The 14,866-nt window shown below is 71.2% G+C and carries 11 protein-coding genes; 6 read left to right on the top strand and 5 right to left on the bottom strand.

All coding sequences use genetic code 11. The features are described 5' to 3' along the window. Positions 1-154: 154 nt before the first annotated feature. Positions 155-1,561: a dihydrolipoyl dehydrogenase gene (gene lpdA, locus WMF33_RS44200; protein WP_061624214.1), complete on the top strand. Its 1,407-nt coding sequence runs from the start codon at positions 155-157 to the stop codon at positions 1,559-1,561. A gap of 258 nt (positions 1,562-1,819) precedes the next feature. On the opposite strand, the gene WMF33_RS44195 is transcribed toward lpdA, so the two are convergent. Both WMF33_RS44195 and WMF33_RS44190 read right to left on the bottom strand, forming a co-directional pair. Continuing rightward, positions 1,820-2,974, bottom strand: coding sequence for a bifunctional methionine sulfoxide reductase B/A protein (locus WMF33_RS44195; RefSeq protein ID WP_437339575.1), 1,155 nt, complete (start codon positions 2,972-2,974; stop codon positions 1,820-1,822). 136 nt (positions 2,975-3,110) lie between these two features. Then, positions 3,111-4,115: a hypothetical protein gene (locus tag WMF33_RS44190; protein ID WP_437334208.1), complete on the bottom strand. Its 1,005-nt coding sequence runs from the start codon at positions 4,113-4,115 to the stop codon at positions 3,111-3,113. Positions 4,116-4,282: 167 nt separating this feature from the next. Here WMF33_RS44190 and gloB point away from each other — a divergent pair, with 167 nt between their 5' ends. The 3 genes from gloB (at position 4,283) to WMF33_RS44175 (ending at position 7,811) form a co-directional block, all read left to right on the top strand. Then, on the top strand, positions 4,283-5,038 hold the full coding sequence (gene gloB, locus WMF33_RS44185; protein ID WP_437334207.1) for a hydroxyacylglutathione hydrolase: 756 nt from the start codon (positions 4,283-4,285) through the stop codon (positions 5,036-5,038). Between the two features lie 65 nt (positions 5,039-5,103). Beyond that, positions 5,104-6,888, top strand: coding sequence for a 1-acyl-sn-glycerol-3-phosphate acyltransferase (locus WMF33_RS44180; RefSeq protein ID WP_437334206.1), 1,785 nt, complete (start codon positions 5,104-5,106; stop codon positions 6,886-6,888). After that, positions 6,885-7,811, top strand: coding sequence for an NAD(P)-binding domain-containing protein (locus WMF33_RS44175; RefSeq protein ID WP_437334205.1), 927 nt, complete (start codon positions 6,885-6,887; stop codon positions 7,809-7,811). The genes WMF33_RS44180 and WMF33_RS44175 overlap by 4 nt, the downstream gene beginning before the upstream one ends. Positions 7,812-7,848: 37 nt before the next feature. Here the strand turns inward: WMF33_RS44175 and WMF33_RS44170 are convergent, their stop codons facing one another. After that, entirely contained in the window at positions 7,849-8,976 is a 1,128-nt protein-coding gene (locus WMF33_RS44170; protein WP_437334204.1) for an SUMF1/EgtB/PvdO family nonheme iron enzyme, read from the bottom strand. A gap of 400 nt (positions 8,977-9,376) precedes the next feature. Here WMF33_RS44170 and WMF33_RS44165 point away from each other — a divergent pair, with 400 nt between their 5' ends. After that, positions 9,377-10,990 (top strand): hypothetical protein, encoded by a 1,614-nt coding sequence (locus WMF33_RS44165; protein WP_437334203.1) that lies wholly within the window; start codon positions 9,377-9,379, stop codon positions 10,988-10,990. 84 nt (positions 10,991-11,074) lie between these two features. Here WMF33_RS44165 and WMF33_RS44160 read toward each other — a convergent pair whose 3' ends face one another. Together WMF33_RS44160 and WMF33_RS44155 are read right to left on the bottom strand one after the other, a co-directional pair. After that, the gene (locus WMF33_RS44160; RefSeq protein WP_437334202.1) at positions 11,075-11,200 is read right to left on the bottom strand and encodes a hypothetical protein; all 126 of its coding nucleotides are present in this window, start codon (positions 11,198-11,200) and stop codon (positions 11,075-11,077) included. An 874-nt stretch (positions 11,201-12,074) separates the two neighbouring features. Beyond that, the gene (locus tag WMF33_RS44155) at positions 12,075-13,895 is read right to left on the bottom strand and encodes a right-handed parallel beta-helix repeat-containing protein (RefSeq protein ID WP_437334201.1); all 1,821 of its coding nucleotides are present in this window, start codon (positions 13,893-13,895) and stop codon (positions 12,075-12,077) included. Positions 13,896-14,283: 388 nt separating this feature from the next. Here WMF33_RS44155 and WMF33_RS44150 point away from each other — a divergent pair, with 388 nt between their 5' ends. Then, complete coding sequence (locus tag WMF33_RS44150) at positions 14,284-14,850, top strand: hypothetical protein (protein WP_437334200.1); 567 nt, start codon at positions 14,284-14,286, stop codon at positions 14,848-14,850. Positions 14,851-14,866 lie beyond the last annotated feature (16 nt).

Raw genomic sequence — 14,866 nt, 5'->3', positions numbered from 1 at the left:
GGATTTCCCCTCGGTGCGAGGTCGTGTAAGCCCCGGACACCCCGGGCACGGCTCGCGGTTGCGGGCGCGGCCTCAGGGCTGGTCGGCGAGGGGCTTGTCTAACGGACCCCGGCGCCCCTAATCCCAGTCTCCGAAGCGCACAACAAGGACAAGGATGAAGACCTACGACGCAATCGTGATCGGTGCCGGCCCGGGCGGTTACCCCTGCGCCATCCGGCTGGCTCAGCTCAAGCAGACGACGCTCTGCATCGAGAAGGAGCAGCCCGGCGGCGTCTGCCTCAACTGGGGGTGTATCCCCTCCAAGGCCCTGATCTCCGCCGCCCACCTCTACGAGAAGTCGCAGGCCGGCGCCTCGATGGGGATCAAGGTCAGCGGCGTCGAGCTCGACGCCAACGCGATGCAGGACTGGAAGGAAGGCATCGTCAAGAAGCTCACCGGCGGCGTCCGGTCGCTGCTCAAGGGCAACGGCGCCGACCTGATGACCGGCACCGCGACGATCGTCGGGCCGAAGCGCGTGGACGTGACCCTGCCGGACGGCTCGGTGGAGCAGATCGAGGCGAAGAAGGCGATCGTCATCGCCACCGGCTCGACCACCATCGAGATCCCGTCGTTCAAGTTCGACGGCCAGTCGATCATCGGCGCGAAGGAGGCGGTGAGCCTGCGCCAGATCCCGAAGCGGCTGATGGTGATCGGCGGCGGCGTCATCGGCCTCGAGCTCGGCATGGTCTACCAGGCCTTCGGCTCGCAGCTCACCGTGGTCGAGGCGCTGCCCGACCTGCTCACGGGCGTCGACCCCGACTGCACCAAGATCGTCGAGCGCAAGATCCTGAAGCGCGGCGGCACGATCCACAAGAACGCCAAGGCGATCGGCTACGAGAAGCAGAAGGACGGCTCGGTCGGGGTGAAGATCCAGATCGAGGGCAAGGAGCAGACGATCGTCGTCGACACGGTGCTGGTCGCGGTCGGCATGCGGCCGACCTCGAAGGGGCTCGGCCTCGAGAAGGTCGGCGTGACGGTCGATCAGCGCGGGTTCATCCCGACCGACAAGGCGTGCCGCACCAACGTCCCGTCGATCTACGCGATCGGCGACGTCAGCGGCCCGCCCCTGCTCGCGCATAAGGCGACGAAGGAGGGCGAGATCGTCGCGGAGGTCATCGCGGGGCACAAGGCCGCGAAGGACTGGGTCGCGATCCCGGGCGCGATCTTCACCGATCCGGAGATCGCGACGGTGGGGCTCACCGAGGCGGAGGCGAAGGCGAAGGGCCTCGAGGTCAGCGTCGGCAAGTTCCCGTTCTCGGCGCTCGGCAAGGCCATGGCCCTGAACGAGACCGAGGGGTTCGTGAAGATCGTCGCCGACAAGAAGACGAAGCAGGTGCTCGGCGTCCACATCGTCGGCCCGGAGGCGAGCACGATGATCAGCGAGGCGTCCCTCTCGCTCGAGATGGCGGCCTTCCTCGAGGACCTCTCGCTCACGATCCACCCCCACCCGACCCTCGGCGAGTCGCTGATGGAAGCCGCCGCCCACGCCATGGGCGCGGCGATCCACATCGCGAACCGCTGAGCGCCTCGCCGCGCGGGAGCAGCGGCGGCCTGCGCCCCCGCGGGGGCGCGGCCGTCGCGTCGATCGCTTTGGAGCGACGCTCGGCCCGAGCGTAAGAAACGAACCATAGAGGGCACAGAGGAAGAGAGAGATAAAAACTCTTTCTCTCCCTCTGTGCCCTCTGTGCCTCTGTGGTTCAAATTCTCTCCGCCTTCGACCTGAAGCCGTCGATTCGCTGGAGAGGAGAGCGAGCCGCCGGGGCGGCTCGTCGTCGACGCGTCAGTCGCGCATGTAATGGCACGTGTACCCGTCCGGGTACTTCACCAGGTACTTCTGGTGGTACTCCTCGGCGCGCGTGAACGGCCCGGCCTCCACGATCTCGGTCACGACCGGCGCGCGCCACTTGCCGCTCCGGTCCACGCGCGCCTTCACCTCCTCGGCGACGCGGCGCTGCTCGGGCGTCGTCACGAAGATGGCCGAGCGGTACTGCGTGCCGACATCGTTGCCCTGGCGGTTCCGCGTCGTCGGATCGTGCATGCGGAAGAACCATTTCTCGAGCAGCTCGGCATACGACACCTTCGCCGGATCGAAGACGATGCGCACCGACTCGGCGTGCCCCGTGTCCCCGGTCTTCACGTCGCGATAGGTCGGGTCCTTCGTCCGGCCGCCGGTGTAACCGACCTCCGTCTCAAGCACGCCCGGGATCTTGCGGAGGAGCTCCTCCATCCCCCAGAAGCAGCCGCCCGCCAGGATGGCCGTCTCCAGCGTGGTCTGGCAGCCCGGGGCCTCCCCCGACGCCGGAACGGCGCAGGCGTTCGCGCCGTCCTGCGCCGCCGGCGCGCGGCTCCGGCCCTCGACCTGGGCCCGGTAGGCGCCGTAGCCCTCGGCCTCGAGGCGATCGAGCGGGATGAACCGGAGAGACGCAGAGTTGATGCAGTACCGCAGCCCGCGCGGCGCAGGGCCGTCCTCGAAGACGTGCCCGAGGTGCGAGTCGCCGGCCTTGGAGCGGACCTCCGTCCGGACCATCCCGTGGGTCCGGTCCGAGCGCTCCACGACCCGGTTCGGCTCGACCGGGCGCGTGAAGCTCGGCCAGCCGGTGCCCGAGTCGAACTTGTCGCGCGACGAAAAGAGCGGCTCGCCGGTCACGGCATCCACGTAGAGGCCCGCCTCGTGGTTGTTCCAGAAGGCGTTGCGGAACGGCGGCTCGGTCGCGTCGCGCTGGGTCACCTCGTACGCGAGCGGCGTGAGCTGCTTCCGCAGCGCCTCCTCCGACGGTTTGCGATAGGTTCTATCCGACATCGTCACAGCCTCCTTGGACCCCGGGGCAGCCTTGCTCGCCTCCCCCGCAGCGCCCGCGCGCCAGCACGCGACCAGGGCGGCGGACGCGACGAGCAAGAGCGCGAAGAAGAGACGAGCAGCGCGGAGCCAATTCATCGTCCACCTGGCCGGTCGAGGGTAGCGCATCCACCCCTCCTACGCCGCGCGAGGCCGGCGGTTTCACCCGGCGGCCGCGGCCCCGCGCGGCGCCGGGCTCGGCGTTCGCCGGGCTCGGCGTTCGCCGGGCTCGGCGCTATGGGTTGCCGCCCTCGAGCGGGGCCTCGCCCTCGGCGGCGCGCCGCTCGAAGCAGTCGTCGGGGATCTCGCGCGCGCGGCGGACGAGCCGGGTCGCCCCGATGAACGCCGTGGTCACCGGATCGTGGTAGCCGCTCGCCCCGTGCAGCCCCGGCACCGCGCGCTGGTAATGGCGCGCGACCCGCTCCATCAGCGCCTCGCGCACGTACTTGCCCACCATCGACGCCATCGCCACGCAGAGATCCGAGGCGTCGCTGTCGCGGACGAAGGCGATCTCGCCGAGCCCGGGGAAGCGGTAGACGCTGCGGGCGCGGCCCTCCTCGAGCGCGAGGTGCAGCCGCCCGGCGAGCGGGCCGAACGCCGACCCGTACTTGCCGAAGCCGCCGACCTTGCCGCACACCGCGAAGATCTCCGCGCCGGCGAGGCCGCCGAGCTCGAGGATGAGCCGCTCCATCGCGTGGAGATCGAGCACGAACCGGTTCTTCCCGGCGCGCACCCCGTCGTTCATCCGCTTCGCGCAGAGCAGCACCGAGCGCACGGCCACGATCTCGACCCCCTTGTCGGCGAGCTTGTCGAGGTCGCGGCCGATGGCGCGCAGCAGCTTGTCGGGCGCGGTGAACCCCTCGCCCTCCGTCGACCAGCACTGCGCCTCGACGTGGCCCGGGCAGAGCGCGCGCAGCGCGGCGCGATCCTCGAGCGCGACCGCGTGGATCAGCTCGTCGACCGACGACGGCTCGGCGGCCGCCGCCCCGCGGCCGCAGCCGCGCGCGACCAGCGCGCGGGCCCACGCCTCGCCGAGCGAGACGTCCCCGTGCGCGACGAGCTGCTTCGAGTCGCCGAGCCGCTGCGCCAGGGCGCCGCGCGGCGCGCGGCCGGCGGTCTCCCAGCCGGCCTCGGTGACGCGCGAGAGGACGGCCGTCACCACCATCGGACCGAGCCGCGGGCCGAGGCCGTTCTCATCGACGCCGATGCGGTAGCGGACAGAGGGCTCGGCGGACGCCATGCACGGCCCCTCTGCCACACGACCGCGCCCGCGTCACGGCGCGCGGCGGCCCGCCGGCGCCATCCCCAGCGCGATGTCGATCGAAATCGACAAGCGCACCGCATTACGTCTTCTGTCCCGAGTTTTTCACAGGCTCCCCCGGCGCGCCGCACTATATTTCTCGCCCCATGCGCATCCTCCCCGTGCCCTGCCTCAGCGATAACTACGCGTACCTCGCGGCCGCGGACGGGCGGCGCGAGGCGATCGTCATCGACCCGTCGGAGGCCGAGCCGGTCGTCGCGGCGCTCGAGCGCGAGCAGCTCCGCCTGGTCGCCATCATCAACACGCACCACCACCACGATCACGTCGGCGGCAACGAGGCGCTCCGCCAGCGCTACGGCGACCTCCCCGTCTACGCGCACGCGAGCGATGTCGGCCGCGTGCCCGCCCAGACCGAGCGGGTCGAGGAGGGCAAGCCGGTCGAGGTCGCCGGCCTCACCTTCCGGCCGCTGCACGTCCCCGGCCACACGATGGGCGCCGTGTCCTATTGCGTCGAGGACGCCGTCTTCACCGGGGACACGCTCTTCATCGGCGGCTGCGGCCGCATGTTCGAGGGCACACCGGAGGTGATGCACGCGTCGCTCTCCAAGCTCGCCGCCCTCCCGGTGCACATGCGCGTCTTCTGCGGCCACGAGTACACCGTGAACAACCTCCGCTTCGCCGAGACGGTCGAGCCCGAGAACGAGGCCGTGCGCAAGAAGCTCGCGGCCGCCCGCGCGGCGCGCGAGCGCGGCGAGCCCACGGTCGGGAGCACCATCGCCGAGGAGCTCGCGACGAACCCGTTCCTGCGCTGCGGCGAGGCGTCCGTGCGGGCTCGCTTCCCGGGGCCCACGCTGCCCGACGTGTTCGCCGCCGTGCGGCGCGCGAAGGACGATTACCGCTGAGCAACGGCGTCGCGCGCGGCCGTATTCCGCTCGCGCCCGTCGCCTGTTTTCTATACGACTAGGCCATGGACTCCCGCGCTCCCATCTTCGGGTTCAACGACGCGCGCGACGAGATCGTGCGCACCGTGGTCGACCGGGTCATCGGCGCCACGAGGGATCCGCTGCTCGCCATGAACGAGGCGGCGTACCAGGAGGCGAAGCGCCTCGAGGGGTCCCGGAAGCCGCAGGACGTCCGCGAGCTCGGCGAGTGGCAGCGGCTCGCCCGCTCGCTCGGCCGCATGCACGACGCGGAGCGCCGCCGCCGCCTCCGCGAGCTCGCCGAGGAGTACGCCTGGGACATCGCGGGGAACTTCGACCGGCGCGTCTACCAGCTGTCGTCGCGGCTGCTGCCGCCGGTCGTGAGCGCCCTGCTCGCGCCGCGCAAGCTCGTGACCGTGGTCCGCGACCCGCGCAAGCTCGTCAGCCTCGAGCTGCTCGCCGACCGGGTGCTCGTGCAGGGCCCGCTCGCGAAGCTCCGGTCGCTCGTGCAGCGCGGCACCGCGGTCTACGTCCCGACGCACCTCTCGAACATGGACTCGATCGTGTTCGGCTACGCCCTCGAGCGCGCCGGCCTGCCGCCCGCCACCTACGGCGCCGGCAAGAACCTGTTCACGAACCCGGTCCTCTCGTTCTTCATGCACAACCTCGGCGCCTACCGGGTGGACCGGCGCATCCGGCACAACCTCTACAAGGACGTGCTGAAGACGTACTCGAGCGTGCTCCTCGAGCGCGGCTACCACTCGCTGTTCTTCCCCGGGGGCACGCGCTCGCGCTCGGGCGGCATCGAGCGGAGGCTCAAGCTCGGCCTCGTCGGCAGCGCCTTCGAGGCCTACACGCGGACGCTGCTGGGCGGCCGCGAGCGCCGCATCTTCTTCGTCCCGGCCACGATCAACTACCTCATCACGCTCGAGGCCGAGACGCTGATCGCCGATTTCCTCTCCGAGGCCGGCAAGGGCCGCTTCATCATCGAGGACGACGAGTCGAGCCGGATCGGCCGCATCGCCTCGTTCCTCCGCAAGCTGCTCGCGATGAACGCCGCCGTGGTCATCCGCTTCTCGGAGCCGCTCGATCCGTTCGGCAACCGGGTCGACGAGCTCGGGCGCTCGTTCGACGCGCGCGGGCGCGAGGTCGACCCGGCGAGCTACGTGAAGGACCAGGACGGCGTCCCGAACATCGACGCGGCGCGCGACGCCCAGTACGCCCGCGAGCTGGGCGAGGAGATCTGCCGGGCGTACGCGCGCGACACGGTCGTGATGGCGACGCACGTCGTCGCGGCGGCGAGCTTCGCCCGGCTCCGCGCCCACGCGCCGGCCGCGGACCTCTTCACGGTGCTCCGCCAGCGCGACGTGCTCACGGTGCCGCGCGACGACCTCGCGGCCGACGTCATGGCGCTGTGCGACCGGCTGCGCGCGCTCGAGCAGCAGGGGTGCATCGTGCTGGGCGAGGACGTCCGGCTCGGCTCGGGCGGGGACATCGTCGAGCGCGCGCTGCGCGCCTTCGCCGGGTACCACGCGACGCCGGTGCTCGACTCGCGGCCGGACGGCATCGCCATCTGCGACACCAACCTGCTTTTCTACTACCAGAACCGCCTCGCCGCGCACGGCGTCGCGTGGGACGTGATCGCGCCGCCCGGCGTCCCTTCCGGCCTGCAGGTCCAGCCGCCGCTGCCGCCGCTCGCGCCGTCCTCGCCGCCGGCGTCGTCGTTCGACGAGCAGCAGCAGCCGCGGGGCGCGTCCTCGGCGCGCGGCGGTGCCGCGGCGGCGCGCGCGGGCTCCGCGGGCTCGATGAACGGCGCCGGAGGTGGCCGGTGAGCGCGCGTCCGGCGGTCGGGGTCATCGGCGGCGGCTTCTGGGGCGTGGCGCTCGCGCTCGCGGCGAGCCGCACCGGGGCCGAGGTGCTGCTGTACTCGCGCCGCGAGCACCCGCAGATCAACGACGGCCCGCGGATCGTGCGGGACCACGCGGAGGTCGCGCGGGCGCGGCTGCTCGTGATCGCGGTGCCGTCGAACGCGGCCCGGACGGCGCTGCGCGCGCTCGGCGATCACATGGACGGCGCGCACCTCGTGATCCACGGCGTGCGCGGCCTCGAGGGCGAGGCGCTGAAGACCGTCTCGGATCTCGTGCGCGAGGAGACCCCGGCGCGCCGGGTGGGCGCGCTGGGCGGCCCGGTGCAGGAGGACGAGCTGCGGGAGGGCCGCCCCTCGGCGATGGTGTGCGGCTCGCGGTTCCCCGAGGTGCACGCGGCGGTGACCGCGGCGTTCCAGTCGCCCGCGCTCCACGTCTACACGACGCCGGATCTCCAGGGCCTGGAGTGGGCGTCGGCCCTGGTGGGGTGCCTGGCGGTCGGCGTCGGCTTCGCCGAGCAGGCGGGGGCCGGGCCGGGGCTGCTCGCCGCGCTCATCTCGCGGGCGGTCGACAGCGCGGCGCGCATCGCCGCCGCGGCGGGCGCGGAGGAGCGGACGATGCTGGGGCTCGGCGGTTATGGCGATCTGCTCGCGTCGATCCGGCTCGCGGGCCGCCCCGAGGTGATCCTCGGCAAGGCGCTCGCGCGCGGGCGGACGCTCGACGAGGCGGTCGCGGAGGCCCGGCTGCGCGTGGAGGCGATCCCGCTGATCCCGCGCATCGTGGCGTTCGCGAAGGCGCGGAGGGTGGACGGCGGGGTGTTCGAGGCGCTGGAGGCGATCCTGCAGGGCGGCGAGCCGAAGGCGGTGCTCGACCGGATGTTCGCGGCGTGATGTCGATTCCTGTCGTGGCGTGAGGACCGCAGCGCCGTCAGCCGCCGTCTCGCTTGATCGCCCCGGCTGACTCCGGCCCCGCCGGCAGCTCGGCGTCATCGCAGCACCGGAATCCCGTCGAGTAGTCGTGATAGGCCGGCTCGTGGGCGATCGTGGTGAAATAGCAGCCCGGGCCGAGCTCGCTTGTCGTGCTGAAGAAGCCGCCCATGAACACGCCGTTGCCCTCGTGCCAGGGCTGAGCGCGGCGCTCCACGCCCTCGGTCTGCATGCGCATCACGAGCTCGTGATCGACCATGTCGCTGACCCACTCGTGGAGGTTGCCGATCATGTCGTGGACGCCGAGCTCGCTGGCGCAGTCGGCGTGATCGCCGCTCCTCGCCAGGAATCCTGGCTTCTGGTTGAGCTCTGGGCTGTTGAAGTGGCGCTCGTAGCTCCACCCGCCCGGCGGGTGCTCGCCGAAGACCTCTCTCAGGAGGTGGGCTTTGCCCGTGTTGCATCGCCCGCGCTCGCCGCGGGGGCCGTACGGGTAGCGGTGGACGCCGTTGCCGCGGCAGGCGCGCTGCCACTCGCGCCGCGTGCACAGGCGCTTGCCGGCGGCGGCGCACGCGGCCTTGGCCTCGACGCGGCTGATGTACGCCTGCGGGAAGACGCCGGCCTCGCTGCGCGCGACGTAGCGGACGCCCGGCTCGGGCCGCTTGAAGTGCGGGTGCACGGCGAGCTCCCCGCCGGCGTCGGTGACCAGGTGCGCCTCGTAGCGGTCGATGCAGAAGCCGCCGACGAGGACCATGTCGGCGGGGCAGGAGCCGAGCGAGAGCGAAATCCCGAGCGGCTGCGGGGGGAAGACGGAGCGCGCGGCGCTGGCCGAGCCGGGCGGGGGCGGCTCGACCGGGGCGGCGCTCGCGCCGGCGGCGATCGGCGCGGGCTCGGCGGCTGCGCCGCCCGGGATGGCGGCGCCGGCGTGCGCGCTGCCGGCGGGCGGCGGCGCGGCGGGCGCCGGAGCGGCCGCGAGCGCGGAAGCGGCGGCGGACGCGAACGCGGAAGCCGCGGCGGGCGCCGTTCCCTCGGCCGCGTGCGCCACGTGGCCCTGGCCAAGGGCGTCCGCCTTCGCTGCCGGGCTGCCGCCGCCGTCGCTCGGACCCGTGCACGCCGTCATCCACGCCAGCACGGCGAGCAAGCCCGTCGTCGCGCATCGTGACAGGCGGCGCCGGGGGAGCGAGGACCTCGAAGGCTGGCGGGCACAGAGGAGAGACAGGCGAGCCCGGAGGCAATCGCGGCGCGGCGCGGACGACACGAGGTGGAGTGTACACGCGCCCGGCGCGCGGCTGCGTGGGATCGCGGCGCGCTCCGCTGGTCGCCGCGACGGCGCCGCCGCGCCGCTCTTCTGAGCTCACGTCGAGGTAAGTCGGGTCACGTCGAGCCGAAGGGGAACGCCTCGGCGGCGGCGCGGGACGGCGCGCCGGGCGAGGCGCCTGCGGCGAGCGCGACATAAGGCGGTATCCCGCCTCGACTGTCCGGGAGATGCGCTCCGGCTGACGCCCTGCGTCTGTCGTTCTACGATGCCGCGCATGAGAATGCGCACATCGCTTCGATGCCTCGCTGGCCTCGGCATCCTGGCGGCATCCGGTTGCGGTCTGGTGCTCGGCCTTGACGACTTCAAGGACGGCGCGCCTGCCGGCGGCGCCACGTCGACGGGATCGGGCGGAGGCGCCACGTGCGAGCCGGAGAGAGAGGTCGAGTGCTACTCCGGCCCTCCCGGGACGGAGGACGTCGGGATCTGCCAAGCCGGGACGCAGGCGTGCAAGGAGGATGGCTCCGGCTACGAGGCGTGCGCGGGTGAGGTGACGCCGGCGGCAGAGACGTGCGCGAGCGCGGAGGACGAGGACTGCGACGGGAAGGACTGCGTCGCGTGGGCGAGGCTCATCGGTGGCGCCGAGGAGGAGGTTGTGAGCGACGTCGCGATGGACGCAGCGGGCAACACCTATGTCGCTGGCAACTTCAAGGGAGCGATCTCGTTCGGTGACGATGTCCTCATCGCATCTGGCGACCGCGATGCGTTCTTGATCAAGCTTTCTGCTTCGGGCGAGTACGTCTGGAGCCAGCAGCTGGGCGATGTACGAGGCGAGACGTTGAGCTCGCTTGCGGTCAGCCCTCAGGGCGACGTCGTTGTCGCGAGCCTCGAGCTCGCGGATGACATGAGCTCGATGAGCCTGATGCTGCACAGATACGACCCGGATGGAGGGATACAGTGGAGCAAGTCGATGGGTGCAAAGATGTGCGGGATCGTGCCGAGCTTCGTGGCGGGAATGAGTTTCCTCCCGGATGGAGACGTGGTGCTCGCGGGGAGCTATTGCGGGACAATCCAGTTCGATGACGTTCACGCCATTTCCAACGAGACCGACCGAGAAGACGTGTTTGTCGCGAAGTTGAGATCTTCCGACGGTTCCATCGATGACGAGAGCGGCTGGGCCCGAACATGGGGCGGTGAGGGGGCGCAGCATGCCAGTGATGTGGCAGTCGATGCTGCTGGTAACATCATCGTCGGCGGCGATTTTCGTAGTAATCTAGTGCTGGGCGACCTCTCCTACGCGGCAGCTGGTGGCTCGGATGCATTCATGGCAAAGGTGACGAACCGTGGCCTGGTGAGCTGGGCGAGGGTCCTCGGGGGGACCGAAAACGAAGTGCTCCGGTCCATCGCCGTGGACAGGCTGGGTGGCCCGGCAGCCGTGATAGGGTTCCAGGGGGTGGTGGATTTTGGCGGCGGCGAGGTCGCGGCGGATGAATACGTCGACATCTTATTGAAGTACACGACGTCGAACATCTACGAGTGGGGCCGAGTCTTCCACGGTGACCTGATCCATGACGATCTCTTGATCGAGCCCACGGGCGACGTGTTGATCGTGGCTGGATTGAAAGAACGCGCAGAGGTGGACGGCGAGCTGCTCCGCGCGAAATCGGCGCGCGATCTGGTGCTCCTGAGGCTCGGATTGGAAGGTGACCCTCTCTGGGTCAGAACGTTTGGCGTGGCGGGGGAGGAAGGCATCCATGCCAGAGCGATCGCGCTCGGCGGCTCTGGAGAGCTCTTGGTCGCCGGAGCGGCGCCCGGGAAAATCGATCTCGGCGCCGGCGTGATGGTGCCGCAGGGCGATGGAGATATCTTCGTTGCGAGCCTCAGACCGTGAGCCGCGCGAGAGCGCTCCGATCGTGCATGGCGGTCGCAGGCGAGGGACGACGACCCGCTCGTGACGGGTCGGGGGTTCATCCTCTCACGGGTTGCATGGGTCGGCGACAGCTTCGCACGTGTCCGCGCAGCTCGTGCAGGTGCACTCGTAAGCAGCGCGGTAGAGCCTCTCCACTTCCTCGCCGCTGTCCGGATCAGTTGCGGCTGCCATATCACAGCTCCTGAAGCACTCGGGGCTCGGGTCGTCCGCGAAGCAGCTCTGCGCACACTGAAGCCACGTCTGGCAGCCTGTATTGCCGAGGCAGCTGGTCAAGCAGCCTTCCTGGAGCGCGCACGCGCGGCAGTCTGCGCCGGAGTTGCCGCCGCCGGCGCCCTCCTCGCCTGAGCAGGCGACGACGCACGCGATAAAACCGGGGTCGGTGGAGCTTATATTATCGCACTCCTCCGCATCGAGGACGCACTGCGCAACGCACTCGTACTGCGGGTCCGAGCAGTCGACGGGATACTGCTCACAGACAGATGAGCCGCATTCGTCCGCGCGCGCACACGCTTGATCGCACACATCGCCGTCCCCGCCCGCTCCGGTCGACGTCGCCGTCGTGGACGCGGCCGTCGTCGAGCTGCTGCTGCTCGCCCCCGTCGTGCTCGACGTCGTGCTGCTCGTCGTTCCTCCGCTGCCGCTCCCGCCGCTCCCCCCGCCGCCGCCGGGGTTCTCCGTCGTCTCGCCCGAGCAGGCCGCGATGGTTCCGCCCGCAACGAAACAGAAGACGAACACAAGAGAAGAAGTTCTGCCGCGCATCGCCGTCCTCCTTGGGCGCGCCGCGGGCCTTCTACGTGATTACCCCCAGCGCGGCGCGATCGTTCGCCTGCTGCATTCCCCCGGCAAGACTTTTTTGCCGGCTCGATGCCCCCGCGTGAGCGTTTCCGCGCCCGCGTCCGCTGGCACGCCGCCCCGCCGCGCCGGTGCTCTTGGCCGCCGCCGGCGCCCTGGAACGGCAGTGAGCCCGGCGCGGGCCCTCAGCCTGGCGCCGACCCCCTCAGCCCGGCGCCGGCGCTCCCCCTCATCCCGGCTCCAGCGCTCCCCCTCATCCCGGCCCCGGCGACAGCGCCCCGAGCTCCGCGCCGCCGCGCTTCTCGCCGAGAAGATCCAGCGCCGGCACCTCGCGCGCGTCGCCCTGCCCGAGCAGCATCTTGGACGACCGCTTCGGCCTGAAATCCGGCCGGTTCGGGTTGAGCTTCCACCAGCTCCCCTCCACGACCACCCACGGCTCCTCGCCCGCGCGCACCACCTCCGCCGCGAGCCGCGCGCGCGTGATGCCCGTGATCGCCCGCGTCTCCGGCAGCGCCGCCGCCAGCCGCTTCAGCCCGTCGGGCATCCCGCCGTAGCTCACCTGGGTCACCACGTTGTGGCCCGCGTCAAACCGGTAGATGCTCGTGCTCAGCACCTCGATCGAGGGCGAGTCGTCGCTGACGAGGATGTTGTTCCGCAGCCGGCAACCCCAGCTCCCGTTGCCGCACTGGAGCGCGGGCCGGCCCCGGCTGCTCATGACCACGGTGTTGTTGCGGATCAGGTTGTTGCGGCAGCCCCAGAGCGGCAGCGCGTCGGGGCCGCTCACCTGCTCCGGAGAGCGCGGGCCCGGCTCCACATACGCCTGGTCGAACGGGTTCCCGTTGTCCCACTGCGCGATCCCGCTGCCGAGGTTGCCGTAAATGAGGTTGTTCTGGATGACCGAGTCCGACACCCCCGCGAGGTTGATCGCCCCGCCGCCGATGCGCCCGTTGCCGTTGATGACGTTCCGCTCGATGATGAAGTTCACGCCGCGGCCGTCCGGAAACCCGTGCTCGCCGAACCGGTCCGTCGCGAGCTTCATCAGCCCCGCGGCCCAGGCGCGGGTCGGCTCCCTGCGCGGATAGCCCCGGAACGACGGGTGCTCCAGCACCGCGTCGAGCGAGGCCTCCGGATCGAGGTTCGCCTGGAACCCGCTCGCGCTGTTGCCGAAGAACACGTTGCGACGAACCACGTAGTTGTCCGAGCCGTCGGACACGTAGGCGCCGTGCTCGGCGGCAGAGAAGGCGAACAGGTTGTCCTGCAGCAGGACGGTGTGGCTGTCGGTGGAGTGAAACCCCCACGTCCGATGGTGATGAGAGAAGTTGCCGACGATCGCGATGTGGTGCGCCAGCCTGCCGGTCTCGCCGAACGCGCCGTCGACCATGATCCCCGCCTTCGGCGTGCCCGCGCTCTGCCTGCCGGGCCCGCTGCTGCCGGCGAGGCGGAACCCCTCGATCACCACGTGGTGCGCCCCCTTCAGGTAGATCATCCAGTTCGGGTCGGCGGCGGCCCCCCGCTGGATCACGACCTCGCCCGGGCGCCCCATGGCCTTGAAATGGATGTACCGCTCCTGGGTGGCGCTCGGCTTCTCGCCCAGCGAGAACCCCGCGTACGCGCCCGGCAGCACCGCGACGAGATCGCCGCCGCGGGCCGCGTCCGCGGCGTCCTGGAGCGTCGCGAACGCGCGCGTGACCGGCAGGTCCTGCGGCTCGGCCGCGGCGCCCGGCGCGTTCAGGTCGAGCGCGGCGACTCGGATCGTGGCGGGCGCCGGCGCGCCCACGACGAGCACGCGCTCGTACCGCCGCTGCAGCTTCAAGGTCTGGCTCACCCACGCGTCGGAGTCGCGCGTCGTCACGAACGGCTCGACGGCCGCGGGCGACGGCGGCTCCGCGGGCGCGGAGGGCTCGGCCGGCGCGGGGGGCTTCTTCTGCGGCGCCGTCGGCTGCGCCGGCCCCTCGGGCGGCGGCCCGGCGACGTGGATCGTGGCGCTGCAGGCGAGCGCGGCCGCCGCGACGAGCGCGCCGCCGATGCGCGCGCAGCCACGGGCCAGCTGGATGACGCTTGTCGATCCTCTCATCTCGACGCTCCCGGGAAGGCCGCCCCCGCCGCGGCACGCGGGCTCATGCGGCGCTGGCTCTGTTTACCCCGAAGCGCGCGCCTCAGCCAGACGAGCTCGCGTCGCGGGCTCACGTCGCGGCCTGGTCTCACGTCGCGGGCCTGGCCCCGCGGCGCGACGCGGGCTCGCGGCGCGGCGCGGCCTCGCGGCGACGGCTCGCGCCCGCGGCGCCGCGGCGCGCCCCGCTCCGGGCGCAGCGCGCCGCGCGTGGTGCGACATCGCCATCCAGGGGAGACCGCCATCCAGGGGAGGCCGCCATCCAGGGGCGGCCGCCATCCAGGGGGCCGCCATGACCCGGCCCCGTGGTCGTTCGCTTCCTTCGCTGCCGTTCCTTTGGTACGAAGAGCCCATGAAAGCGCTCCCCTCGCTCGTGAGTGTCGCTCTCGCTTCCGGCACCCTCCTCACGCTCGCGCCCGAAGCGCAGGCGAACATCAAGAATCCGAACGATCACCCCGACTACGTGGCCGAGCTCGAGCCGCACGGGAACTTCGTCTTCCTGCACCGCGACTACGGTCTGCGGCGGCACGGGTACAGGTACTACGACGACTTCGGCGACCCGGAGTTCGGCGTCGGCTTCCGCGCCACGATCGAGCTCGCCGATCCGGCGTTCATCCCCAAGCTCAACAACACTGTCGGCATCTCGTTCGGCCTGGATTTCACCAACTGCACGTACTGCCGCCGCGACTTCACCATCTGGAGTCCGGTCACCATGCAGTGGAACTTCTTCTTCAACGACAAGTGGAGCGCCTTCGCCGATCTCGGCGCCGTCCTCCGCACCGACGGGTTCTACGACAGGGTGTGGTTCGACTTCGTCACCATGGTCGGCGGCCGGTACCACTTCAACGACGACATCTCGCTGACCATGCGGATCGGCTATCCGTTCTTCAGCATCGGCGCATCGTTCTTCACCGGCTGAGCCGCGCCGCGCCGCC

Source organism: Sorangium sp. So ce394 (assembly GCF_051474665.1).
GTDB lineage: Bacteria > Myxococcota_A > Polyangia > Polyangiales > Polyangiaceae > Sorangium > Sorangium cellulosum_D.
This window is presented reverse-complemented; position numbering and strand designations above follow the sequence as displayed.